The organism is Pseudomonas sp. PsB (genome assembly GCF_043658375.1).
Lineage (GTDB): Bacteria > Pseudomonadota > Gammaproteobacteria > Pseudomonadales > Pseudomonadaceae > Aquipseudomonas > Aquipseudomonas putida_Z.
Genome location: NZ_JBIGLU010000029.1, coordinates 1 through 24491, shown reverse-complemented (window position 1 = coordinate 24491; position 24491 = coordinate 1). Strand labels below are relative to the sequence as shown.

Here is a 24491-nt window from a genome sequence, read left to right as displayed (position 1 = left end):
GTCCTGTGCCGGCCTCTTCGCGGGTAAACCCGCTCCCACAGGTATCCCACGGGCCTCAGTCATTGTGCGATCCCTGTGGGAGTGGGCATGCCCGCGAATGCTCTTTCAACTCAATCGTTGAAATCGCGCCAGCCGCCCATCTCTTTCCAGCGGTTGACGATGCCGCAGAACAGCTCGGCCGTCTTCTCGGTGTCATAACGCGCCGAATGCGCCTCACGCCCGTCGAAGTCGATGTCGGCGCTCTGGCAGGCCCGCGCCAGTACGGTCTGGCCGTAGGCCAGGCCCGCCAGGGTAGCGGTGTCGAAGCTGGAGAACGGGTGGAACGGGTTGCGCTTCAGGTCATTGCGCGTTACCGCCGCATTGAGGAAGCCCAGGTCGAAGCTGCTGTTGTGGCCGACCAGGATCGCCCGCTTGCAGCCATTGGCCTTGAGCGCCTTGCGTACGCCGCGGAAGATGTCGGTCAGCGCACTTTCCTCGCTGACCGCCATGCGCAGCGGGTGGTCCAGCTTGATCCCGGTGAACTCCAGCGCGGCCGCCTCGATGTTGGCGCCCTCGAATGGCTCCACCCGGTGGAAGTAGGTGTGCTCGGGGAACAGGAAGCCCTTTTCGTCCATGCCGATGGTGACAGCGGCAATTTCCAGCAGGGCATCGGTAGCGCTGTTGAAGCCGCCGGTTTCAACATCCACTACTACCGGCAGATAGCCGCGGAAGCGCTCGGCCATCGGGTGGCGCGAGCCGCTGCTGCCTTGGGTGTCCAGGTCGTCTTCGTAGAGGTCTTCGCTCACGCGTTTTCCTCCAGCAGGCGCCAGCGCAGTTTTTCGCCGGCGCGCAGCGGGACCACGGTCTGCTCGCCAAACGGCAGGCTGTCCGGGGCGGTCCATTCTTCGCGGACCAGGGTAATGGTGTCGGTGTTCGCCGGCAGGCCGTAGAACGCCGGGCCGTGCAGGCTGGCGAAGCCTTCCAGCTTGTCCAGCGCGTTACGCTGCTCGAATGCTTCGGCGTACATCTCGATGGCTGCGTAGGCGGTGTAGCAACCGGCACAACCGCAGGCGGCTTCCTTGGCGTGACGGGCGTGCGGGGCCGAGTCGGTACCCAGGAAGAACTTCGGGTTGCCGCTGGTGGCCGCGTCCAGCAGCGCCACCTGGTGGGTGTTGCGCTTGAGGATCGGCAGGCAGTAGAAGTGCGGGCGAATGCCGCCAACCAGCATGTGGTTGCGGTTGTACAGCAGGTGCTGCGCGGTGATGGTCGCGCCGACGTTGGCCGGGGCCTCGGTGACGAACTGCGCGGCATCGCTGGTGGTGATGTGCTCGAACACCACCTTCAGCGTGGGGAAGCGCTCGACCACACGGCGCATGTGCTCGTCGATGAAACGCTTCTCGCGGTCGAACACGTCGATCTCGCTGCGGGTCACTTCGCCATGCACCAGTAGCGGCATGCCAACTTCCGCCAGCGCCTCGATGGCCGGGAAGATGTTGTCGATGCTGGTCACGCCCGAGTCGGAGTTGGTGGTGGCGCCGGCAGGGTACAGCTTGGCGGCGTACACGAAGCCGCTGGCCTTGGCCGCGCGGATGTCCTCGGGGCTGGTGCGGTCGGTGAGGTACAGCACCATCAGCGGCTCGAAGCGGCTGCCAGCCGGGCGGGCGGCCAGGATGCGCTCACGGTAGGCGCCGGCCTCGACGGCATTGCGTACCGGCGGAACCAGGTTGGGCATGATGATGGCACGGGCGAAAGTACGCGCCACGTCGCCAACGGTGTGGGGCAGGACGGCACCATCGCGCAGATGGATGTGCCAGTCGTCGGGACGCAGGAGGGTCAGGCGATCGGACATTGGGGATTCCAGGCGGGTCGAACTCAAGCCCCAATGCTACCGGAAAACCCTGGGTGGAGCACGGCTATCAAGTTTTCCGGCAGGCGTCCGATAGCCTGCAGGTAAGCCGTCAGAATTTGTGGAGCCGCCCGTGCGCCAGCGTTACCTAGCCCTGTTGACCCTGTTCGCCAGCCTGCCGGCCGGCGCGCTGACCTTCCAGACGCGCATGGAGAACATCGCCTGGAAGGTCGAGGGTGACCAGTTCGAGTGCCGGCTGATCCAGCCGATCGACGGCTTCGGCAGCGGCGAGTTCGTGCGCCGCGCGGGCGAGCAGCCGGTGTTCCAGCTGCGTTCGGACAGCAATGTACTGGGTGCGGGCACGGCCACCTTGCTGGCAGCCGCTGCGCCGTGGCAACCCGGGCGCAGTGATATCAACCTGGGCAGCGTGCGCATGGCTCGCACCGGGGTGCTGTTCAGTTCGTCCCAGGGCCAGGCCAGCCGCCTGATCAACGGCCTGCTCGATGGGCGCAGCACGGTGGTACGCAATTACACCGGCGAGGCGGGCAGGCCGATGGAAGTGCGTGTGCTACCGGTCAGCTTCGCCAAGGCCTACAGCGACTATCAGGCCTGTGCCGGCAAGCTGCTGCCGATGAATTACGACCAGGTGCGCCAGACCCAGGTGGGCTTCCCCGGGGGCGGCTTCGAGCTGGATGGTGCGGCCAAGGCACGGCTGGATGTGATCCTCGACTACATGAAGGCTGACCCGACGGTGAACCATGTCGAGCTCAACGGTCACTCCGACAACAGTGGCAACCGCCTGACCAATCGCGACATGTCGCGCCGCCGGGCACTGGCGGTGGCCGACTACCTCAAGGCCCATGGCGTTCCGGAAGAGCAGATTACCGTGCGTTTCCAAGGCGAGCGTTACCCGTTGGCGAAGAACACCAATGCTGCCAACCGGGCGCGTAACCGTCGGGTGAATATTGAACTGGATCGGGTGACGGTGATCGAGAAGCCGGTGGAGAAGCCTGTCGAAAAGGCCCCTGAGCCAACACCTGCCAAGTCCTGAAGGTTGCGGAGCTTTCTGTAGGAGCGGCCTTGTGTCGCGATGGGCTGCGCAGCAGCCCCGGCAGTTTTCGCTGCATTGCTGAGATCCAGGGGCTGCTGCGCAGCCCATCGCGACACAAGGCCGCTCCTACACGGCATTTCATACTTTCCGACGGTAAGTCGCCCTTCCGAAACTTCCTGTCGCTTTGTCGTCAGAAGCTGTCGCCCCACTGTAAATTTATCCGTAACGTCGTTAGAATCGATCCCTTTCCGTACAACCCCGTGGAGTGATGGCATGGCGGACGTAAAAAAGGTCGTACTGGCGTATTCCGGCGGCCTTGATACTTCGGTGATTCTCAAGTGGCTGCAGGATACCTACAACTGCGAAGTGGTGACCTTCACCGCTGACCTGGGTCAGGGCGAAGAGGTCGAGCCGGCTCGTGCCAAGGCCCAGGCAATGGGCGTTAAAGAGATCTACATCGACGACCTGCGCGAAGAGTTCGTGCGTGATTTCGTGTTCCCGATGTTCCGCGCCAACACCGTATACGAAGGCGAGTACCTGCTGGGTACTTCCATCGCCCGTCCGCTGATCGCCAAGCGCCTGATCGAAATCGCCAACGAAACCGGCGCCGACGCCATTTCCCACGGCGCCACCGGCAAAGGCAACGACCAGGTGCGTTTCGAACTGGGCGCCTACGCCTTGAAGCCAGGCGTCAAGGTAATCGCCCCATGGCGTGAGTGGGACCTGCTGTCCCGCGAGAAGCTGATGGACTACGCCGAGAAGCACGGCATCCCGATCGAGCGCCACGGCAAGAAGAAGTCGCCGTACTCGATGGACGCCAACCTGCTGCACATCTCCTACGAAGGCGGTGTCCTGGAAGATACCTGGACCGAGCACGAAGAAGACATGTGGCGCTGGAGCGTCTCGCCCGAGAATGCCCCGGACCAGGCTACCTACATCGAGCTGACCTACCGCAACGGTGACATCGTTGCCATCGACGGTGTCGAGAAGACCCCGGCCACCGTCCTGGCCGACCTGAATCGTATCGGTGGTGCCAATGGCATCGGCCGTCTGGACATCGTCGAGAACCGTTACGTCGGCATGAAGTCGCGTGGCTGCTACGAGACCCCAGGCGGCACCATCATGCTCAAGGCCCACCGTGCCATCGAGTCGATCACCCTGGACCGCGAAGTCGCTCACCTGAAGGATGAGCTGATGCCGAAGTACGCCAGCCTGATCTACACCGGCTACTGGTGGAGCCCGGAGCGTCTGATGCTGCAGCAGATGATCGACGCTTCGCAGGTCAACGTGAACGGCGTGGTACGCCTGAAGCTGTACAAGGGCAACGTCACCGTTGTCGGCCGCAAGTCGGACGACTCGCTGTTCGATGCCAACATCGCTACCTTCGAGGAAGATGGCGGCGCCTACAACCAGGCGGACGCAGCGGGCTTCATCAAGCTCAACGCCCTGCGTATGCGCATTGCTGCCAACAAGGGCCGCTCGCTGCTCTGATCGCTGGCATGTGCAGCAAGAACCCCGGCCTAGGCCGGGGTTTTTTTATCTGTGATATCAATGGCCGTCGCTCGCCTGCTGTCCATCAAGCGCGCTGATCGATAGTTGTGCGCACTGGCGTCTATCCAGGTTGCAAAAGCGCCACGTGCGCGCTTGCTGCGGCGGTTGGGCAAGGGCGGACAGCAATTGCTGCTCCATCATGCGATAGGCATCGGGGCCGGAAAACATGAATGTGACAGGCTCGCCCTGCAGCGCTTCGCTGGTATTACCGGGCATTGCATGTTTGGCCACATCGCTCTGTGTCGACGTGTTGTCATTTGCCGTCCTGTTTGATGAAGGGTCGTAGAGCGACTTGTAATTGAAGTTGAGCGTGAGGAAGAACAGTGCCGTCAGGAAGAATGGGAAGCCCACCAGGAACCAGGTATAGAGCTTTTGGCTGGATTCGCTGAGAAACGGCAATGTGGCAAGGGCGGAGGCTTCGATAATCCCTGCGAAGATGGCAATGATCGTCAGCGGGGCGACAGGTTGTACTTGGTGCATATGGGGTCGTCTCCAGCGATTTTGCACATCTTTACCTTACGGCGATGCTCAACTAAAGGCTGGATTGTTTCCCGGGTGAGAATAATCGCTCGGAATCCTGATGACGGTGTTTGTTCAGCGCATTTGAACTGAGTATTTCCCGAGGTTTCGGCCGGTTTTCAACTGGTGCACTTTTAGCGGCTGGTGATACCGTTCATTCGGTAGCAGGGAATTTGATTGTTACAAGTGCGTCAGTTGAGTGTAGGAAATTTCTGTAAGTGTTGTAGGTTCTATCTGTTCATATATTTCGTCGGTAAATCACCGCGCCAGTAAGCGTTCTGTAGGTTATCTTGGCGGGCCATAGCAAAAGCAATGAATGGATATCGCATGAATAAAGTGCTTATCGTGGATGATCATCCGGTCATACGCCTGGCCGTACGCATGCTGATGGAGCGGCATGGGTATGACGTCGTGGCGGAAACCGACAACGGGGTGGCTGCGCTGCAACTCACACGGCAACACCTGCCGGATATCGTGGTGCTCGATATCGGTATCCCCAAGCTGGATGGCCTGGAGGTTATCGGTCGCATGACAACTTTCAGCCCGGGCAGCAAGGTGCTGGTGCTGACATCGCAGGCCCCAGGCAACTTCTCGATGCGCTGCATGCAGGCGGGGGCGGCGGGGTATGTGTGCAAGCAGCAGGAACTCACCGAGCTGCTGAGCGCCATCAAGGCCGTACTGTCGGGCTACAGCTACTTCCCCAACCAGGCCTTGCATGTGTCACGTGGCAGGGGCGGAAGCGAGACGGATATGGTCAACCGCCTCTCGGCGCGCGAGATGACCGTGTTGCAACAGCTGGCGCGAGGGCGTTCCAACAAGGAGATTGCCGACAGCATGTTCCTCAGCAACAAGACGGTCAGTACCTACAAGTCGCGCCTGTTGCTCAAGCTCAATGCGCGCTCGCTGGTCGACCTGATCGAGCTGGCGCAGCGGCAAGGGTTGAACTGACCGCCAAGGCCGTAAAGCCTCCAGCCAGGAGGCTTTGCCAGGGTTACAGATCGTAGTCGAAGTCGGCCAGCTGCTTCTGCAGGCGCCTTTCTTCCAGCATATTGTCGATGGTGCGGCGCTTGCTCAGGTTGGTCTTTGCGGTTTCCACCTGGGGTTCCGCTTCGTCATCCGCGGCAACAAAATCATCTTCGATCGACAGGTCGTCTTTATCGCTACTCATGAGTCGCTCCAAGCCAAGGGGCCATTGGCCGTCCTTATAACCAGAAAGCAGACGCTGGTAAAAAAGATTTTTTCAATCGCTGCAGGTGGTTTCCAGCTATCGACTCAATCGTCGGAGGTCTTGTGCTTGTACTCGCACAGGTCTTCGATCCGGCAACTGCCGCAGCGCGGCTTGCGTGCCTGGCACACATAGCGCCCGTGCAGGATCAGCCAGTGGTGGGCGTCGAGCAGGTAATCCTTCGGCACGAACTTGATCAGCTTTTTCTCCACTTCCAGCACCGTCTTGCCTGGCGCAATGCCCGTGCGGTTGCTGACCCGGAAGATATGGGTATCCACCGCCATTGTTGGCTGGCGGAACGCCGTGTTGAGCACTACGTTGGCGGTCTTGCGGCCCACGCCGGGCAGCGCCTCCAGGGCTTCGCGGGTTTGCGGTACCTGGCTGCCATGGCGTTCGATCAGCAGCCGGCAGGCTTCGATGACGTTCTTGGCCTTGCTGTTGTACAAGCCAATGGTCTTGATGTACTCGCTCAGGCCTTCGACGCCCAGCGCATAGATGGCCTCGGGGGTGTTGGCGACCGGGAACAGGCGTGCGGTGGCCTTGTTGACGCCGACATCGGTGGACTGCGCAGACAGTGTCACGGCGACCAGCAGTTCGAACGGGGTGGTGTAGGCCAGTTCGGTCTTCGGGTCGGGGTTGTCTTCGTGCAGCCTGCGAAAGATCTCCAGGCGTTTGGCGGCATTCATGAAATCAGAGCTTTCCTTGACGACGTGGTTGGGCGGGGCCCGGGCGCAGGCGATTGTACAAGGCCAACAGCAGTCCGAGCAGTAGCAAGGCGCCCGGGGCCAGGCTGGCCAGGTGCAGGCCGGTACCGTCGGCCAACCATTGGCGGCTGGCGCCGAGCAGCAGGCATGTGGCAAGCAGTGCGCAAAGGTGGCCGGCGAGCAGGCGCCAGCGCCCTTGATCGGGCAGCAGGTGGTCAGTGGCCAGGCATTGCAGGCACAGCAGTGCGGGATAGTGGCCGAGGGCAAGTGCCACTGGCAGCAGCCAGGCACGCAGTGCCAGTTGCAGGCAACTGGCCAGGGCCGCCAACAGCAGCAGGCTGGCCAGCACATAGCTCCAGGTGGCAAGCCGCTGGCGCAGGGGCGCCAGCAACAGCTGGTGAAGGCTGCTCATCAGCACCGCACACACGCCGATGGTGGCGCCTTCGCTCAGTGTTCGGGTGGCACCCAACAGGGGCACAAGGCTTGCGCCGAGCAGATAGAACCTATTCATGAGAGCCGCCCTCCAGCAATACGCTGCGCTGCTCATCGAAGTAGCTCAGCGCCTCCTGCAGCGCGCCCATCACCGCCCGTGAGGTCACGGTTGCGCCAGCCAACTGGTCAAAGTCGCCCTGGTCGCGCTTCAGCGCCCAGCGATCGCCCAGCTGGCGGTTGGCAAATTGCCCAAGCCAGTTCAGCTGCGGATCACCCAGGCGTGCACCCAGCCCGGGGCTTTCCTGTTGCTCGACTACCTGGCTGCCGATCAGCCGGCCGTCCGCGGTGATGGCCACGCTCAGCACGATCGGCCCGGCATAGCCCTGGGCCTGGGTGACCAGGATGATGGCGGCCGGCTTTCCCGCCAGCGTCGCCCGGTAAGCTGCCAGGATACGGCTGTTTGGCCGCTGTGCGGCGGGCCTGGGCAGCGGGCTGTCCAAGGGCTGGTTGTCGTAACTGCCTTCTGGCAGCACTGCCAGCCGCTGACGGCTATTCAGTTGTTTCTCGGCGTCGACGATGGCCGCGCTGGTCCAGTGTCGCCAGGCCAGGGTGGCCGATAGTGCCAGTACCCCGGTCAGTAGCAGCAGGCCCACATCACGTACCAGGCGCTTCATCGTGCAACCTGCTGGCGCTGCAAAGCCAGGCGTTCGAGGCTCGGCGCCATGAGGTTCATCAGCAGGATGGCGAACGCCGTACCGTCCGGGTAGCTGCCCCAGGTGCGGATCAGGTAGATCAGCAGGCCCGCCCCCAGGCCAAACCCCAGCTTCGCCCACTCCTGCCGGGGGCCGGATACCGGTTCGGTGGCAATGAAGAACGCCGCCATCATGGTCGAGCCGGAGAACAGGTGCAGCAGGGGGGAGCCGTTGGAGTCCGAACCCGAGCCATTCCAGCCCAGCAGGCTGAACAGTAACAACCCTGCCAGCAGGCCAACCGGCGCATGCCAGCTGATCACCTTGCGTTGCAGCAAAAACAGGCCGCCCAGCAGGAACGCCAGGTTGACCCATTCGCTGCCCCGTCCTCCGATGCTGCCGAAGCCCGGGTGGCTGGCGAACAGTTCATCGATGGTCAGGCTGCGGTTGTGGCGCAGGCCGTCGAGCAGTGTCGGCCGGGCCCATGCATCGATCTGCTCACCGCCGGCGAACACCAGCTGCAGGCTGTCGAGCAGGCCTGGTGCCGGCCCTGGCCAATGGTTCATCTGCAACGGGAAGCTCAGCAGCACGAAGGCGTAGCCGACCATGGCCGGGTTGAACAGGTTACGCCCGACCCCGCCAAAGGCCTGCTTGCCGATGCCGATGGCAACACTGGCTGCGACCACAGGCAACCACCAGGGCGCCAGGGTGGGCAGGGCGGCGGCCAGCAGCACGGCGGTCACCAGCGCGCTGCCGTCGTTCAGCGCCGTGCGCAGCGGTTGTGCTCGCAAGGTAACCAACAGCGCCTCGCACAGCAGCGCGGCGCTGGCGCACAGCAACAGGTTCAGTAGCAAACTCCAGCCATGCAGCCAGAACAGCGCCAGCAGGCCAGGTACGCAGGCCAGCAACACCAGGCCCATGCTGGTGCGTAGCCGCGGGTCGGGCTTGGCGGTCATTGGGCGAACAGCCCGTTGAAGCCGGAAAACGCCATGGCCATTACCCCGGCCCCAAGCAGTTCGATGGGCAGGCCGCCCATTGCCCCCGGGACGTCGGCATGAGCGCTGCGCTGGCGCAGGTCGGCGAACAGCACCAACGCCAACCAGAAGCCGCCGCCGGCCAGCAGGCCTTGCAGCAAGGTAGCGAGCCATGTGCTGTCGTCGCTTGCCTGTTGCAGGGCCAACCCCAGTACTACCGCGTTGCTCAACAGCAGCGCGGGCAGTTGCGTCACCGGCCAGCTCGGGCGCCATCTTGTCAGCAGCCATGGCACGCCCCAGGCGAGCACGGCCAGCCAGGGCAACAACAGGAACAGAGCAAGGTCCTGGGCGTGCAGCGGGGCAAGCACACCGCGCACCAGTAGTTGTGCGCCGATCACACCCAAGGCAATGCACAGTGCGCAGGCGAGGCCGTGCACGTGGAGGTGCAGCCTGGGGAATGGCTGTTGTTGCAGGCACAGGTGATTGACCAGCGCAGCGCTGATCAGAACCAGGATGTAGTCGCTCATGAGATGACGATAGCCGGGAATCGGGGCGATTGTCCGGGTTTGGCATCAAGGTGCCGGAGTCATTGTGGGAGCGGGCGTGCCCGCGAACACCGGCAACGCCGGTGCCATGCACCGCGTAGTCCGTTTCGCGGGCACGCCCGCTCTCACAAGGTCCAGCAGGTTTTGTTACTTGATGCGCTGGCCTGGCTTGGCACCGCTGTCCGGGCTCAGCAGGTAGATCTCTTCACCGCCAGGCCCGGCCGCCATGACCATGCCTTCGGACACGCCAAAGCGCATCTTGCGTGGCTTGAGGTTGGCCACCATCATGGTCAGGCGGCCTTCCAGCTGGGATGGGTCGGGGTAGGCCGACTTGATGCCGGAGAACACGTTGCGGCGCTCGTCACCGATGTCCAAGGTCAGTTGCAGCAGCTTGTCGGCACCCGGCACGGCCTCGGCCTTGACGATCAGTGCCACGCGCAGGTCGACGGCTGCGAAGGTGTCGAACTCGATTTCCGCCGACAGCGGGTCCTTGGCCAGCTCGCCGTTGCCGGCCGGGGCCTTGGCTTCGGCGGCCAGCAGGTCTTCCTTGCTGGCGGCGACCATGGCTTCGACCTTGGCCGGTTCGATACGGCTCATCAGCGCCTTGAACGGGTTCAGCTGGTGGTTTTCCAGGCGCGACAGGTGGTCGTTCCAGGTCAGCGGTGCCACGTTGAGGAAGGCCTCGGCGTCGGCGGCCAGCACTGGCAGGACAGGCTTGAGGAAGATCACCAGTTGGCGGAACAGGTTGATGCCCTGGGCGCAGATGGCCTGCACTTCATCCTGCTTGCCTTCCTGTTTGGCCAGCGACCATGGTGCCTTGTCGGCGATCCAGGCGTTGGCACGGTCGGCCAGCGCCATGATTTCGCGCATGGCACGGCCGAAGTCGCGGCCTTCATAGGCGTCGGCGATCGACGGGGCGGCCGCCAGGAAGGCTTCGGTCAGCTCCGGTGCGGCATCGCCAGCCACCATCACGCCTTCGTTGCCCTTGTGAATGAAACCGGCGCAGCGGCTGGCGATGTTGACCACCTTGCCGACCAGGTCGGAGTTGACCTTCTGCACGAAGTCTTCCAGGTTCAGGTCCAGGTCATCGACGCCACGGCCCAACTTGGCCGCGTAGTAGTAACGCAGGTATTCCGGCTGCAGGTGGTCGAGGTAGGTGCGGGCCTTGATGAAGGTGCCGCGCGACTTGGACATCTTGGCGCCGTTCACGGTCAGGTAGCCGTGCACGTTGACCGCGCTCGGCTTGCGGAAGCCGGCGCCTTCGAGCATGGCTGGCCAGAACAGGGCGTGGAAGTTGACGATGTCCTTGCCGATGAAGTGGTACAGCTCGGCCTTGGAGCCTTCGTTCCAGAACGCGTCGAAGTCCAGCTCCGGGCGGCGTGCACAAAGGTTCTTGAAGCTGGCCATGTAGCCGATTGGTGCATCCAGCCACACGTAGAAGTACTTGCCTGGCTCGCCTGGGATCTCGAAGCCGAAGTACGGCGCGTCGCGGGAGATGTCCCATTCCTGCAGGCCCGAGTCCAGCCATTCGGCCAACTTGTTGGCTACCGCGTCCTGCAGCGTGCCGCTACGGGTCCACTGCTGCAGCATGGCCTGGAAGTCCGGCAGCTTGAAGAAGAAGTGCTGGGAATCACGCAGTACCGGGGTGGCGCCGGAGATCGCCGACTTGGGGTTCTTCAGCTCGGTGGGCGCGTAGGTGGCGCCGCATTTTTCGCAGTTGTCGCCGTACTGGTCTTCGGCCGCACACTTGGGGCAGGTGCCCTTGATGAAGCGGTCGGCGAGGAACATGCCCTTTTCCGGGTCGAAGTACTGGGTCACCGAACGGGTGGCGATGTGCCCGGCGTCACGCAGGCGCGCGTAGATCAGGCCCGACAGCTCGCGGTTTTCTTCGCTGTGGGTGGAGTGGAAGTTGTCGAAGTCCACCAGGAAGTCGGCGAAGTCGCTGCTGTGTTCGGCCTGGACGTTGGCGATCAGCTGTTCCGGGGTGATGCCTTCCTTCTCGGCGCGCAGCATGATGGCCGAACCGTGGGCGTCGTCGGCGCAGACGTAGATGCACTGGTTGCCGCGCAGCTTCTGGAAGCGGACCCACATGTCTGTCTGGATGTACTCGAGCATATGGCCAAGGTGGATCGATCCGTTGGCATAGGGCAAGGCGCTGGTGACGAGAATCTGACGTGGCTCGGACATGGTGGCTCGGCTACTTATCTGGCGACGGGGTAAAAATGAGGTTGATCGGCCACTATAAAGGGCTGGCGAAGATATTTCACCCCGCATGCGCATCTGCTGACGATTGACGGGTTAGGATAGGCGTCTGTTTTACATTCAGTTTGCCATTGGGAGTCTCCATGAGTGCCGTCACCCGTGCCGCCGTCGAAGGCGTGCTTCGCCAGTACACCGACCCCTACCTGAACCAGGACCCGGTCAGCGCCGGCTGCGTGCGCGCCATCGATATCCAGGGCGGGCAGGTCAGCGTGCAGTTGCAGCTGGGTTATGCCGCAGGGCTGTTCAAGAACGGCTGGGCCCAGGTGTTGCAGACCGCCATCGGCAACCTCGAGGGCGTCAGCAGTGCCCAGGTGTCGATCGACTGCGTGGTGGCCGCGCACAAGGCCCAGGCCCAGGTGCCGGCAATGGCCAATGTCAAGAACATCATCGCCGTGGCCTCGGGCAAGGGCGGTGTGGGCAAGTCGACCACCGCGGCCAACCTGGCCCTGGCGCTGGCCCGCGAGGGTGCGCGGGTGGGTATTCTCGATGCCGATATCTATGGCCCCAGCCAGGGCGTGATGTTCGGCATCGCCGAAGGCACCCGCCCGCAGATTCGCGAGCAGAAGTGGTTCGTGCCGATCAAGGCCCATGGCGTGGAAGTCATGTCCATGGCGTTCCTGACTGACGACAACACGCCGATGGTATGGCGTGGCCCGATGGTTTCCGGCGCGCTGCTGCAGCTGGTGACCCAGACCGCCTGGGACGACCTGGATTACCTGGTGATCGACATGCCGCCGGGCACCGGTGACATCCAGCTGACCCTGGCGCAGAAGGTACCGGTGGCCGGTTCGGTGATCGTCACCACCCCGCAGGACCTGGCCTTGCTGGATGCCAAGAAGGGCGTGGAGATGTTCCGCAAGGTCAACATCCCGGTGCTGGGCGTGGTGGAGAACATGGCTGTGCACATCTGCTCGAACTGCGGCCATGCCGAGCACCTGTTCGGCGAAGGCGGTGGCGAGAAGCTGGCGAGCCAGTATGGCGTCGACCTGCTGGCGTCGTTGCCGCTGTCGATGCTGATCCGCGAGCAGGCCGATAGTGGCAAGCCGACGGCGATCGCCGAGCCGGAAAGCCAGATTGCCATGGTCTATCAGGAACTGGCCCGCCAGGTGGGCGCGCGGATCGTGCTGCAGGAAGCTGCTGCGCCGGCGATGCCTAGCATTACCATCAGCGAAGATTGACTGGCAGACCGAGTCGCCTGCTTCGCGGGTAAACCCGCTCCCACAGGTACAGCGCAGCCTTCAAGTACCGCGCTGTCCCTGTGGGAGCGGGTTTACCCGCGAAGAGGTCGACTCGGTCTTTCGGCCAGGCATAAAAAAACCCGCCGGAAGGCGGGTTTTTTGAAAGCTAGGAAGCTTCGATCGACTTAGGCGATCTGAACTTCTTCAGCCTGCATGCCTTTCTGGCCGCGGGTAGCGACGAAAGTAACAGCCTGGCCTTCTTTCAGGGTTTTGAAGCCGTCAGCTTGGATGGCTTTGAAGTGCACGAACAGGTCGTCGCCCGACTGAGGGGTGATGAAGCCGTAGCCTTTCTCATCGTTGAACCACTTAACAACACCGGATTGACGGTTGGACATTTTTCTGTCTCCTTGGACAATTTGATAACGGTCAGGAAAAACCCTGGCCGGGACTGAGCGCAAAGAGAGCAGAAAATTCAGCGATGGGCCGATCAGGATCGTGCATCAAACTAGAGATTCTCGGTGTCACGTGCAGCACAGTGGCGCCACCTTACCCCACTTTCCGCAACCTGCCAATGGTCAGAAGGCGCTTTACGCAAATTCGGATCGACGGCGGCTGCAGCCCCCGCCCGGCGCGGGATGAGGCATGGAACTTTAACCTGGGCGCCGGGACCGGTAAGATGCGCGTCTCGAATTTTCACCTCGCAACTCTTCAGGACACCCCGCCATGAGCATCAAATCGGACAAGTGGATTCGCCGCATGGCGCAGGAACACGGCATGATCGAACCGTTCGTCGAGCGCCAGGTGCGCGGCGAACAGGACAGCCGGGTGATCTCCTTCGGCGTCTCCAGCTACGGTTACGATGTGCGCTGCGCCGACGAATTCAAGGTGTTTACCAACATCAACTCGGCCACCGTCGACCCGAAGAACTTCGATGCCGGCAGTTTCGTCGACATCAAGAGCGACGTATGCATCATCCCGCCGAACTCCTTCGCCCTGGCGCGCACCGTCGAGTATTTCCGCATTCCGCGTGATGTGCTGACCATCTGCCTGGGCAAGAGCACCTACGCCCGTTGCGGCATCATCGTCAACGTCACCCCGCTCGAGCCCGAGTGGGAAGGCCATGTGACACTGGAGTTCTCCAACACCACCACGCTGCCGGCGAAGATCTACGCCAACGAAGGTGTGGCCCAGATGCTGTTCCTGCAGTCCGACGAAGAATGCGAAGTGTCGTACAAGGACCGTGGCGGCAAGTACCAGGGCCAACGCGGCGTCACCCTGCCGCGTACCTGAGCCGACGAGCGCGGGGAATTCCCCGCGCCTTTGGCACTCCAACTGGATAACGCCGGTGCGCATGATGCGCAGTGGCCTTGTCAGGAGCAGCCAATGAAACTCCACCCCGCAATCAGTGCCAAGCTGGCAGGTCTGCAGCCCAACCACGTCGGGTTGCTGCCATGGTCACTGCTGGCACACCCGCTGCCCATGCAGGCGGGCGGCGTGCCCCACCAGCCTGACCCGGATACCCCGCAACCGCCGGAGCCCGGTGAAACACCACCCATGGAACCGGGCGAGCCAACCTTGCCTGATGAGCCTCCTCCGGCGCCTGTAGCCTGAGTTAACTCCGCTAGAGCGCCCAGACACGGTCTGCCCCTGCCAGGTACACCCGGCTGGCGCTCGTGGGCGTGATTTCCCACCCCCCGGTGAATTCACCGAACGCCGGCAACAGGCTGACCTGGCCATCGATCAGGAAGCAGGGCAGTCGCAGGCGTTGCCGAGCCTTGCCACGCAGTACAAATACCGGATGTACATGGCCTGCCAGTACCGGGTGGCTGGGGTGCGGTTCGGGTTCGTGCTGGAGCGCGAAGGGTTCCAGCAGCCAGGGTTCGTTCATGACTTCTATTTCGAGCGACACGGGTGGATCACCGGCGTTGCGATCATGATTGCCGCGTATCAGCACGATTTTCAGGGCCTTGTGCCGTTCCCTCCATGTCTGCAGCCTGGTGAGCGTTGCTGGCGCCCGCGCTGTTCGTGCATGCAGGAAATCGCCAAGAACGATCAGTTGCTCGCAATCATGCGCGGCCAGCAATGCATCCAGGCGCTCGAGTGTCGCTTCGGTGGTGCCGCGTGGCACCGGTTGGTGCAGGGCGCGATAGCTTGCTGCCTTGCCGATGTGCACATCGGCCACCAGCAGGGCACGACGGGCCGGCCAGTAGATGGCCTTGTCCGAAAGCAGCCAGAGCACCTGGCCATGGTGTTCGATGGATAGGAAGTTGGTCATTCCGTAGCGTCCGCTGCACTGTTCAGCTCCGCGACCATCCTGGCAATCCGGTCCGCCAGTTTCTCGGTGCTCAACGTTTCGCGCATGCCTTCCACCAGCAAGGCAAATGCCAACGGCCCGGGCCGTTCAAGCTGTCGCAGCTCCAGCCGTAACTGCCCCATTTTCAGCAATTGCCGGTGCAGCCGCTCGATCTCCAGTTCCTCATTCAGCACTTCGTCCCGAGCCTGGGCTAGCAGCAAGTTGCCGGCGTCGTGCTTGCGAAATACCTCATAGAACAACCCGCTGGAGGCCTGGATCTGCCTCAGGCTTTTCTGCGCCGCCGGATACCCGCCAAACACCAGCCCGGCAATCTGCGCGATCTCGCGAAAACGGCGCAATGCCATTTCTCCTGCATTGAGGCTGGCCAGCACATCCTCCAGCAGGTATTCGGTACCCAGCGCCTGTGGCAGATGCGTTGCCCAGTCCACGTTGCCCGGGCTGAGCAGTTCGAACCCGTAGTCATTGACGGCAATCGAAACCGAAAGCGGCTGCACGCGGCTCACTCGCCAGGCAATCAGGTTGGCCAGGCCAAGGTTGGCCATGCGTCCGGCGAACGGGTACAGGAACAGGTGCCAACCCTGGCGCGACTTGAAGGTCTCGGCCAGCAGCTTGCCGGGGGTGGGCAGCGCCGACCATAGCGCCTGCAAGGTCAGCAGAGGGCGCACTGCACGCATCTCCGGGCCTTGGAAGCGCCCTTGGGATGCTGCGCCAAGCTGTTCGACCAGTGCGTCGGCCAGTTCGCTGGAAAGCGGCATGCGGCCACCATTCCAGCGAGCGACCGCTGCCTTGCGCGCGGTGCTGCGGCGTACGTAGGCGGTCATGTTTTCCACGCGCACCAGTTCCAGCACTCGCCCGGCGAACACCAAGGTATCGCCAGGGCGCAAACGGGCAATGAACGCCTCTTCGACGCTGCCCAGCACCTTGCCTCCGCCGCCCTTGCTCCAGTACTTGAGCTGCAGGCTGGCGTCGCTGACGATAGTACCGATACTCATGCGGTGGCGACGTGCCAGGCGTTCGCTGGCAACCCGGTAAGCACCGTCGGCCTGGCGCTCGACGCGCTGGTAGTCCGGGTAGGCGCTGAGTGAACTGCCGCCATGGCAGACGAAGTCCAGCGCCCATTGCCACTGGCTGTCGCGCAACTCGCGAAAGGCCCAGGTGCTGCGCACTTCGGCCAGTAACTGCTCCGGGTGAAAGCCACTGCCCAGGGCCATGCTGACCAGGTGTTGCACCAGCACGTCCATGCACAAGCGCGGCGAATGACGGGCCTCGATGTGCCCGGCTGCCAAGGCCTGCCTGGCGGCGGCTGCTTCCACCAGTTCCAGGCTGTGGGTGGGCACCAGAGTAACCCGGGAGCGCCGCCCCGGCGCGTGGCCGGAGCGCCCGGCCCGTTGCACGAGGCGGGCAATGCCCTTGGCGGAACCGATCTGCAGTACTCGCTCCACGGGCAGGAAGTCCACCCCCAGGTCCAGGCTGGAGGTGCAGACCACTGCCTTCAGGCTGCCTTGCTTGAGGCTGCGCTCGACCCAGTCACGGGTATCGCGGGCCAGTGAGGCATGGTGCAAGGCAATCAGCCCGGCCCAGTCGGGGCGTGCTTCGAGAAGGGCCTGGTACCAGAGTTCGGCCTGCGCCCGCGTGTTGGTGAATACCAGGCAACTGGTGCTGGCATCGATCTCCCGGCTGACCTGGTCGAGCATCTTCAAGCCCATGTGCCCTGCCCAGGGGAAGCGCTCGATGGCCGTTGGCAGCAGGGTATCGACCTGCAGCGGCTTGTCTTGTCTGCCTTGTACCAGCAAGCCGCCTTGTGGCAGCAATACGTCCAGCGCATGTTGAAGATTGCCGAGGGTGGCGGACAGGCCCCATGTCGGCAGGCTCGGGTGCCAGTGGCGCAGGTGGGCCAGCGCCAGTTGCAGTTGTACCCCGCGCTTGTTGCCCAGCAGTTCGTGCCATTCGTCCACCACTACCAGGCGCAGCGTGGCGAAGTCTTCGCGGGCTTGTGCCCGGGTCAACAGCAGCGTAAGGCTTTCAGGGGTAGTGACCAGTACGCTGGGCAGGCGCCGTGCTTGCCGGGCACGTTCGGCGCTGCCGGTGTCGCCGCTGCGAACGCCCACGCTCCAGGGCAGGCCCAGCTCGTCCAGCGGCATCTGCAGCGCGCGGGCGGTGTCGGCGGCCAAGGCACGCATGGGGGTAACCCACACCACCTGCAGGGGTGCAGCATGACGCCCCTGGGCTTCGGCCTTGAAGGCCCGCAGCGCGGCGAGCCATACCGCGTAGGTCTTGCCGGCACCGGTACTGGCATGCAGCAAGCCGGATTCGCCCCGGTCCACGGCCGCCCATACACGGCGCTGGAAAGCGAAAGGCTTCCAGCCACGCTTGGCGAACCAGGCCTTGGCGAGGTCGGTGGCGGCGGGCATGGGGCATAGGGTCCTTCGGTGGCTGTGTTTCTACAGACAACCAGCCAGGCGCAATGGTTTTACCGAATCAGTTTGCCAGCAGATAGCCGCTGCGGCACACCTGCTCGCCTGCGACGTGGGCGATGACCATGCCTGCGGTAGCCATGCGCCGTACGTTACGTGCATACAGCAGGCCGGGCTGGCTGTTGCGGATGGCCGTCACCCGGTCGCTGAGCGGGTCGATGACTTCAGCGATCAACTGGCCCGCATCCAGGTGCTGGCCTGGCCGGGCGTGGTACACCAGCAACCCGCCCAGTGGCGTTATCACCGGTTCTACTGCGGCCAGCGGCGTGGCCGGGCAGCGCAAGGCGGGCAGGGCCGGGCTTGCGCCTTCGATGACCCCCGCATGGGTAAGGAAGTCGAGGATCGCCTGACAGTCCTTGCTGGCCAGGTCATGGCTGACATCGGCCTGGCCGCGCAACTCGACGGTGACCGAGCAGCAGCCCAGCGGAATCGGGAAACGTTTGCCGAAGCGTTGTTGCAGCTGCCACCAGACCAGGCTGAAGCATTCATCGAACGACTGCCCGCCAGAGTCGGTGGCAAGCAGGCTGGCTTGGGCACCCAGGTAGCGGGCCAGCGGTTCGATCTGCGGCCAGGCGTCTGGCGTGGTGTACAGGTGCTCGACCGCCTCGAAGTCGCAGTGCAGATCCAGCACCATGTCGGCATCGCAGGCAAGGCGCTGCAATATCAGGCGTTGGGCCTGCAGCGGTGTGCGCGCCGGGTGTGCGTCCAGCCCCCGCCGCAGATATTCGCGGATCAGCGCGAGGTTGTGTGCCGGGTCGTCGGTCAGGTGTTCTTCGATCTGGTCGCCGATGCTGTCGGAAAGATCGACGAAGTTACGGTTGAAGTTCTCGCCGCTTTGCAGTTCGAAACGCCCCAGCGGCGCGTCCAGCAGCACTTGTTCCAGGCCGACCGGGTTGGCCACCGGCACCAGGATGATCTCGCGCTGCAGGCGGCCTTGCTGTTCCAGTTCACCCAGGCGGCGCTTGAGGTGCCAGGCCACCAGCATGCCGGGCAGCTCGTCGGCATGCAGCGAGGCCTGAATATAGACTTTGCCGCCACTGCGAGGTCCGAAGTGGAAGCTGTGCAACTGGCGGGTAATGCCCGGAACGGGCGAGAGCAGGTCGTGAGTTGAATGGTGCATGGTGGTCCTGGGTGCGTGGCGAAAACGGTCTGCGACACAGTCGGCACAGAGATGGAAGCACAGTTTTCGGGCTTGCGCCTGCATCGGTGCCCTCCTGGCCACCGCGCTGGCCTCTTCGCGGGTAAACCCGCTCCCACAGGGATCGCACAAAACTCAGCTTTTGTGCATGACCTGTGGGAGCGGGTTTACCCGCGAAGAAGCCAGCACGGTCCAGAAATTGTTTCAGGCCAGCAGCGCCTGCAATGTAGCCAGGTCATCCGCTTCTTCCACTGGCTTGTCCAGCCGCCAGCGCAGCATCCGCGGAAAGCGCACGGCAATGCCGCTCTTGTGCCTCCTGGACAGCGCGATGCCCTCGAAGCCAAGCTCGAACACCAGCGTCGGCGTCACGCTGCGTACCGGCCCGAAGGTTTCAACCGTGGTCTTGCGGATGATGGCGTCGACCTTGCGCATCTCTTCGTCACTGAGCCCTGAATAGGCCTTGGCAAAGGGGACCAGTGCCCGCCCCGGCGTACCGGCTGGCGCGTCCCACACGGCGAAGGTGTAGTCGCTGTACAAGCTGGCCCGCCGGCCGTGGCCGCGCTGGGCGTAGATCAGCACGGCATCGACGCTGAACGGGTCGATCTTCCACTTCCACCAGGTGCCCATGTCCTTGGTGCGCCCCACGCCATACAACGCCTCGCGCTGTTTCAGCATCAGCCCTTCCACCCCCAGGCTGCGGGAATGTTCGCGCTGGCAGGCAAGGTCGGCCCAGTCCCGGCCTTCGAGTAGAGGCGAGAGCAACACCGGGGCCAATGGGTGCTGCTCAAGCACGTGTTCCAGCTGTTGGCGGCGTGCATGCTGCGGCCGGCTGCGCCAGTCCTCGCCTTGCCATTCCAGCAGGTCGTAGGCTTGCAGCACGACCGGCGCGTCGCTCAGCAGCTTCTTGCCCAAGGTCTTGCGACCCAGGCGCTGCTGCAACATGGCAAAGGGTTGTACAGCCAGTTCAGCCGCTGAGCCGCCGGGTTTCCACACCAGGATCTCGCCATCGAGCACGACACCGTCGGGTAGCGTCTGCGCCAGGCTGTGCAATTCGGGGAAGCGTTCGGTGACCAGTTCCTCACCGCGTGACCAGACCCACAGTTGGCCTTCGCGCTTGACCACCTGGGCGCGAATGCCATCCCATTTCCATTCGATCTGCCATTCGCTTGGCGGCCCGAGCAGTGCATCGAGCTGTTCGGTTGGTACCTGCAGGGGGTGGGCCAGAAAAAACGGGTAGGGCTGGCCGCCACGCTGGCTATGTTCATCGTCTGATTCCGGGGCTATCAGCCGTTGATAGCTGGCTGCCGTCGGGCGGTGGCTGATGTCGGTGTAGCCAACCAGGCGCTGGGCCACGCGTTTGGCATCCAGCCCGGCCAGTTGCGCGAGGGCGCGAGTGACCAACAGCTTCGATACCCCCACGCGAAAGCTGCCAGTGATGAGTTTCAGGCAGAGCATCAGGCTGGGGCGGTCCAACTGCGCCCAAAGAGGCGGCAGGCGTTGCTGGATCTCCTCGACCGGCAGGCCACGCAATGGCAACAGATGGGCTTCGACCCAGCGGGCGAGGCCGTCGTCGCCAGGGTGGTGGCTTTCCGGTACCAGCAGGGAGATGGTTTCGGCCAGGTCGCCAACGGCCTGGTAGCATTCCTCGAACAGCCAGTCAGGCAGCCCCGCCAACCTGCCAGCCAGCTCCCGCAGCACGCGTGTAGGCACCAGTTGGCGAGGGCGGCCACCTGCCAGGAAGTACACCGCCCAGGCGGCATCCACAGCCGGGGCGGTGCTGAAGTAGTCGCGTAGCGCCGTGAGCTTTGCAGTGCTGGAGGTGGTCGCATCCAGCCTCAGGTACAGCTCGGCGAATGCCTTCATGCGTCTGGCTCCGCAGCTACCACGTCATCTTCCTCGCCGTACTCGGTCACGAAGGCGCGGGCATCGAGGCCTTGTTCGATAAGGTAGCGCACCAGCACATTGACCGAGCCATGGGTGACCATCACGCGTTCTGCGCCAGTCTGGCCGATGGCCCAGAGCAACCCCGGCCAATCGGCATGGTCCGAGAGCACGAAACCTCGGTCTACCCCGCGCCGGCGGCGGGTGCCGCGCAACAGCATCCAGCCACTGGCAAAGGCATCGCTGTAGTCGCCGAAACGGCGCATCCAGCTGCTGCCACCCGCCGAAGGCGGTGCCAGGACCAGTGCCTGGCGCAGCAGCGGGTCGTTGCGTGGGATATCGCCGACATAGCGGGTTTGCGGAAGGTAGACGCCAGCGTCCCGGTACACCCGGTTGAGTGGTTCGACAGCGCCATGCACGAGGACAGGACCAATGTTGGCGTCCAGCCCATGGAGGATTCGCTGGGCCTTGCCGAAGGCATAGCAGAACAGCACGCTGGCTTTGCCGTGTTCGCTATTGGCGCGCCACCAGGTATTGATGCCGGTGAAGATCTCGCCCTGGCTGGGCCAACGGTAGATGGGCAGGCCGAAGGTCGATTCGGTGATGAACGTGTGGCAGCGCACCGGTTCGAACGGCGTGCAGGTGCCGTCGGGTTCCACTTTGTAGTCGCCGGAGGCGACCCAGACCTCGCCCTGGTACTCCAGGCGCACTTGCGCCGAGCCCAGTACATGCCCGGCCGGGTGCAGGCTCAGAGTTACGCCATGGTGCAGCAGGCGTTCGCCGTACGGCAGGGTTTGCAGGTCGATGTCCTGGCCCAGGCGGCTGCGCAGGATGCCGGCGCCTGGGGCGGCGGTGAGGTAATGGCGGTTGCCGACGCGGGCATGGTCGCCGTGGCCGTGGGTGATGACGGCACGCTCCACTGGCCGCCAGGGGTCGATGTAGAAATCACCGGGCGGACAGTACAGGCCTTCGGGGCGGGCGATGACGAGGTCCATGGCATGGGCGCTGGCTTGGAGTTACCAGTTAGGAACCATGGTAGGTGCGGGAAGTTCGACTGGAGATGGTTGGGGCACAAAGTGGCCCCAACAAAGGCACCATTGTTTATTTCCCAGGCACCAACGTCAAACGCTGGTTGCCATACGCCCGCCCGAAGTTCTGCTGCTGCAGTGGCAGGCTCATGAAGCGCCCTTTGAACCAGGCATCCAGCCCGTCGCTGTAATGCGTGCTGGCCGGGTTGCCGGATTGCCCGCTGCTGGTCAGCACCTGCAATGGCTCGGCCTGGCCGAAGTCGACGATCATCCGCGCCGAGGCCGGCAGGCGGGTGTCGAAGTCGCTGCCCCAGGTGTATGGCGTCAGGGCCAGGGTGGTGAAGTCGCCACCGGCAGCCAGCGGCGAGCGGCCGAGGGCGTCGCCCAGACCATGGTAGGCCGGTGCAGGCCAGCGGTATTGGTGCAGCTTGCCCCACTGCCAGGCGCGGCGGTCGGCGCCCAGTTGCGCGGTGCCGGCATCCACCGCGCCAGCCAGGCTGCGGGCGAGAATGGCCGGCTTGTCTTCTGTCTGCGGCGTGCTGCGGTCATCCCAGAACGGGCTGTCGTCGCGGCCCAGCAGGTGGTCGGCCTGCGCCGAGAACGACAATCTCGCATTGCTGACGAAAGCCTGCCAGGCCGGGCCGGATTCCGGGCCCAGGTCGTCGAGGAAGGTTTGCCGGGCCACTTCCTGGAGGAACAGTTCGTACAGTGCGGCATCGGCCGATACCGGGCTCAGGCGGCCATCGAAGGCCTTGATCCGGGCCAGCGCGTCGCTGGCCTTGTCGCGCTGTGCGGCGGGCAGGGCGTCGATCGCCTGCTTGAGCGGCTGGGCCATGCCCGGGGCGTCGAACATCTGCTTGAGCTTGTCGGCCAGCAGGGTGGTCTGGTCGTTCTGCAGGGCCATCAGGCTGCGGCTGTCGTGGCGGCCATTGCCGGCCAGCTGGGCCAGGCGCTCGGCGCGCTCGGGGTAGTACCAGGTGCTGGACAGCTGCATGCCATAGCCACGCGGCAGGCTGCGCTGGTTGGCGTGGCCGATCCAGCCGGCGGGCGGGTCCTGGTCGTAAGGGTGCAGCATCGGGTCGGCATAGCCGTCCCAGTCGTAGCGCCCGTCCCAGCCCGGCGAGGGCAGCAGGCCCTGGCCTTCGCGGCGGTTGGGGTAGCGGCCACTGACTTGCCAGCCGATGTGCTCGGGTTCGGCGAAGACGAAGTTGAGGGCGGCGGCGGTCACTTCACGGGTGCTGTCGAAGGCACGCTCCACGCTCTTGGCACGGGTCAGGTCGAACAGCGCATCCAGGCTGCGGTCGCCCTTGAACTGTGGCAGGTTCAGCGCCAGGCCCAGGCTGGCATTGCCTGGCTGGGCCAGCAGGGTGCCGTGGCGGGTGTCGTACATCACCTCGCGCAGCGGGCGCTGGCCGCGGACGAAGAAGGTTTCGCTACGGGCGCGGGCCGGCAGCCATTTGCCTTCGGCCAGGTAGCTCAGCTGGCTGCCCTGGTGGCGCAGTTGCTCCAGGTACAGGTCCTGGTTGTCGGCCATGACCGCGCTGCTGCTCCAGGCCAGCTTGCCGTTGTAGCCGGCCAGCACGATTGGCAGGCCGGGCAACGACAGGCCGGCGACCTGGTACTTGCCGGTGTGGATCTGTACCGGGCTCAGGGCCCAGGCGGCTCGGCTGTCGCTGGCCAGCAGGCTCTTGCCGCTGCGGCTGCGCTGCGGCGCCAGGGCCAGGTTGGCCGAGCCCGGGCTGCCCAGAAGGTCGAGGTCGGCCAGCTTCTGGCTGGCAGCTGCCAGGGCCGGCAGCCCCGGCAACTGGCTGGCCAGGTTCAGGCCCTTGAGCTTGTCCACTTCGGCTTCGGCCAACGGCTCGTCCGGGGCACCGGGCAGCAGCCAGGCCAGCTTGTCGCTGCCGGCTTTCTGCGCCAGGGTCAGGGCGCTCAGTTCTTCCTGCAGGTTCACCGACTGGCTGAACGCATACAGGCTGAAGATCAGCGCCGAGTCCTCGGGCTTCCAGTATTCGGGGCGGTAGCCACTGCTGGCCAGGCCGGCGGGCAGCTTGTCGCGGTAGCGGAACAGGTAAGCGTTGACCCCGCGTGCATACACTTCGAAGAAGCGCTTGAGCCTTGGCGAGGCGTCGGCGTACTGCTGGGCGGCGCTCTGCTTGAGGTTGGCCGCGCGCATCAGGCGGTCGATGTCCAGCGCTTCGCTGCCGGCCAGTTCGGCCAGGCGGCCCTGGGCCAGCAGGCGCATGGCGACCATCTGCTCGATGCGGTCGCCAGCATGCACATAGCCCAGGCTGAACAGGGCGTCATGGAAGCTGCTGCTTTCGATCAGTGGTGCGCCCATTGCGTTGCGCCGTACCGAGACGTTCTGCGCCAGGCCCTTGAGCGGCTGCACGCCGCTGGTCGGTGGCACGCTGCCCTGGTAGCCGCCCGTCTGGCAGCCGGCCAGCCCGAGCATGCCGAGCAGCGTGGCAGCGGTTGCGAACCGCGGGCGGAATGGAGGAAAGGCGGAGGCGGCCATGACAAGGGCTCCTGCAAGGCGTGGCGGGTTTCGAAAGGCGCTAAGGTAGTGAGCGCGCAGGCGCCGTGCAAGGTCCCTGGGCGCTTTATTTTTTGTGCCTGGCGTGGGTTGTGTGGCGCCTGTGAGATCGAGCGCCGCCCGCGCGGCGCTTCGCAGCACAAGGCTGCTCCTACATCTGTTTCGGGC

General features: G+C 64.0%; 23 protein-coding genes. 6 read left to right on the top strand and 17 right to left on the bottom strand.

The features are described 5' to 3' along the window. Window positions 1-110 precede the first annotated feature (110 nt). Together rnt and pyrC are read right to left on the bottom strand one after the other, a co-directional pair. A complete protein-coding gene (gene rnt / locus ACGLHT_RS24430) occupies window positions 111-722 on the bottom strand; it encodes a ribonuclease T (RefSeq protein WP_230388460.1) in 612 nt (203 codons plus the stop codon). Window positions 723-781: 59 nt separating this feature from the next. Then, window positions 782-1828, bottom strand: coding sequence for a dihydroorotase (pyrC, locus tag ACGLHT_RS24425; protein ID WP_015271562.1), 1047 nt, complete (start codon window positions 1826-1828; stop codon window positions 782-784). A 130-nt stretch (window positions 1829-1958) separates the two neighbouring features. On the opposite strand from pyrC, the gene ACGLHT_RS24420 reads away from it, so the two are divergent. Further along, complete coding sequence (locus ACGLHT_RS24420; protein WP_274120316.1) at window positions 1959-2876, top strand: OmpA family protein; 918 nt, start codon at window positions 1959-1961, stop codon at window positions 2874-2876. 273 nt (window positions 2877-3149) lie between these two features. Next, complete coding sequence (locus tag ACGLHT_RS24415; protein ID WP_013973956.1) at window positions 3150-4367, top strand: argininosuccinate synthase; 1218 nt, start codon at window positions 3150-3152, stop codon at window positions 4365-4367. 57 nt (window positions 4368-4424) lie between these two features. On the opposite strand, the gene ACGLHT_RS24410 is transcribed toward ACGLHT_RS24415, so the two are convergent. After that, window positions 4425-4907 carry a hypothetical protein gene (locus ACGLHT_RS24410; protein WP_274079421.1) on the bottom strand — a complete coding sequence of 161 codons (483 nt, stop codon included), beginning with the start codon at window positions 4905-4907 and terminating at the stop codon, window positions 4425-4427. A 366-nt stretch (window positions 4908-5273) separates the two neighbouring features. Between ACGLHT_RS24410 and ACGLHT_RS24405 the strand changes: the two genes are divergently transcribed. Further along, entirely contained in the window at window positions 5274-5894 is a 621-nt protein-coding gene (locus ACGLHT_RS24405; protein ID WP_023660944.1) for a response regulator transcription factor, read from the top strand. A gap of 43 nt (window positions 5895-5937) precedes the next feature. Here the strand turns inward: ACGLHT_RS24405 and ACGLHT_RS24400 are convergent, their stop codons facing one another. From ACGLHT_RS24400 to metG, 7 genes are all read right to left on the bottom strand, one after another. Then, window positions 5938-6114: a PA3496 family putative envelope integrity protein gene (locus ACGLHT_RS24400; protein ID WP_003258006.1), complete on the bottom strand. Its 177-nt coding sequence runs from the start codon at window positions 6112-6114 to the stop codon at window positions 5938-5940. A 104-nt stretch (window positions 6115-6218) separates the two neighbouring features. Continuing rightward, window positions 6219-6857, bottom strand: a complete 639-nt coding sequence (nth, locus tag ACGLHT_RS24395) for an endonuclease III (protein ID WP_025340388.1) — start codon at window positions 6855-6857, stop codon at window positions 6219-6221. Window positions 6858-6861: 4 nt separating this feature from the next. Continuing rightward, window positions 6862-7386, bottom strand: a complete 525-nt coding sequence (locus ACGLHT_RS24390; RefSeq protein ID WP_274120315.1) for an NADH:quinone oxidoreductase — start codon at window positions 7384-7386, stop codon at window positions 6862-6864. Next, window positions 7379-7981 (bottom strand): RnfABCDGE type electron transport complex subunit G, encoded by a 603-nt coding sequence (locus ACGLHT_RS24385; RefSeq protein ID WP_137164723.1) that lies wholly within the window; start codon window positions 7979-7981, stop codon window positions 7379-7381. Before ACGLHT_RS24385 ends, ACGLHT_RS24390 begins: the two co-directional genes overlap by 8 nt. Beyond that, window positions 7978-8952, bottom strand: coding sequence for an RnfABCDGE type electron transport complex subunit D (locus ACGLHT_RS24380; RefSeq protein ID WP_137164722.1), 975 nt, complete (start codon window positions 8950-8952; stop codon window positions 7978-7980). The genes ACGLHT_RS24385 and ACGLHT_RS24380 overlap by 4 nt, the downstream gene beginning before the upstream one ends. Beyond that, window positions 8949-9497 (bottom strand): Rnf-Nqr domain containing protein, encoded by a 549-nt coding sequence (locus ACGLHT_RS24375; protein WP_137164721.1) that lies wholly within the window; start codon window positions 9495-9497, stop codon window positions 8949-8951. Before ACGLHT_RS24375 ends, ACGLHT_RS24380 begins: the two co-directional genes overlap by 4 nt. 165 nt (window positions 9498-9662) lie before the next feature. Continuing rightward, on the bottom strand, window positions 9663-11702 hold the full coding sequence (gene metG, locus ACGLHT_RS24370) for a methionine--tRNA ligase (RefSeq protein WP_015271555.1): 2040 nt from the start codon (window positions 11700-11702) through the stop codon (window positions 9663-9665). Between the two features lie 158 nt (window positions 11703-11860). Between metG and apbC the strand changes: the two genes are divergently transcribed. Then, entirely contained in the window at window positions 11861-12955 is a 1095-nt protein-coding gene (gene apbC, locus ACGLHT_RS24365) for an iron-sulfur cluster carrier protein ApbC (RefSeq protein WP_016713757.1), read from the top strand. Between the two features lie 185 nt (window positions 12956-13140). On the opposite strand, the gene ACGLHT_RS24360 is transcribed toward apbC, so the two are convergent. Then, window positions 13141-13350 (bottom strand): cold-shock protein, encoded by a 210-nt coding sequence (locus ACGLHT_RS24360; RefSeq protein WP_003254922.1) that lies wholly within the window; start codon window positions 13348-13350, stop codon window positions 13141-13143. 328 nt (window positions 13351-13678) lie between these two features. On the opposite strand from ACGLHT_RS24360, the gene dcd reads away from it, so the two are divergent. Both dcd and ACGLHT_RS24350 read left to right on the top strand, forming a co-directional pair. Further along, a complete protein-coding gene (gene dcd / locus ACGLHT_RS24355; protein ID WP_003258001.1) occupies window positions 13679-14245 on the top strand; it encodes a dCTP deaminase in 567 nt (188 codons plus the stop codon). Window positions 14246-14338: 93 nt separating this feature from the next. After that, on the top strand, window positions 14339-14566 hold the full coding sequence (locus ACGLHT_RS24350) for a hypothetical protein (protein ID WP_003254918.1): 228 nt from the start codon (window positions 14339-14341) through the stop codon (window positions 14564-14566). Between the two features lie 10 nt (window positions 14567-14576). Here the strand turns inward: ACGLHT_RS24350 and pdeM are convergent, their stop codons facing one another. From pdeM to ACGLHT_RS24320, 6 genes are all read right to left on the bottom strand, one after another. Further along, window positions 14577-15230, bottom strand: a complete 654-nt coding sequence (gene pdeM / locus ACGLHT_RS24345) for a ligase-associated DNA damage response endonuclease PdeM (RefSeq protein WP_274120314.1) — start codon at window positions 15228-15230, stop codon at window positions 14577-14579. Next, entirely contained in the window at window positions 15227-17680 is a 2454-nt protein-coding gene (locus tag ACGLHT_RS24340) for a ligase-associated DNA damage response DEXH box helicase (protein ID WP_274120313.1), read from the bottom strand. Before ACGLHT_RS24340 ends, pdeM begins: the two co-directional genes overlap by 4 nt. A 67-nt stretch (window positions 17681-17747) precedes the next feature. Further along, window positions 17748-18863: a succinylglutamate desuccinylase/aspartoacylase family protein gene (locus tag ACGLHT_RS24335; RefSeq protein ID WP_274079428.1), complete on the bottom strand. Its 1116-nt coding sequence runs from the start codon at window positions 18861-18863 to the stop codon at window positions 17748-17750. A gap of 222 nt (window positions 18864-19085) precedes the next feature. After that, entirely contained in the window at window positions 19086-20744 is a 1659-nt protein-coding gene (locus ACGLHT_RS24330; RefSeq protein ID WP_274079429.1) for an ATP-dependent DNA ligase, read from the bottom strand. Next, entirely contained in the window at window positions 20741-21757 is a 1017-nt protein-coding gene (locus ACGLHT_RS24325; RefSeq protein ID WP_274079430.1) for a ligase-associated DNA damage response exonuclease, read from the bottom strand. Before ACGLHT_RS24325 ends, ACGLHT_RS24330 begins: the two co-directional genes overlap by 4 nt. 106 nt (window positions 21758-21863) lie before the next feature. Next, on the bottom strand, window positions 21864-24305 hold the full coding sequence (locus tag ACGLHT_RS24320) for a penicillin acylase family protein (RefSeq protein WP_274120312.1): 2442 nt from the start codon (window positions 24303-24305) through the stop codon (window positions 21864-21866). Window positions 24306-24491 lie beyond the last annotated feature (186 nt).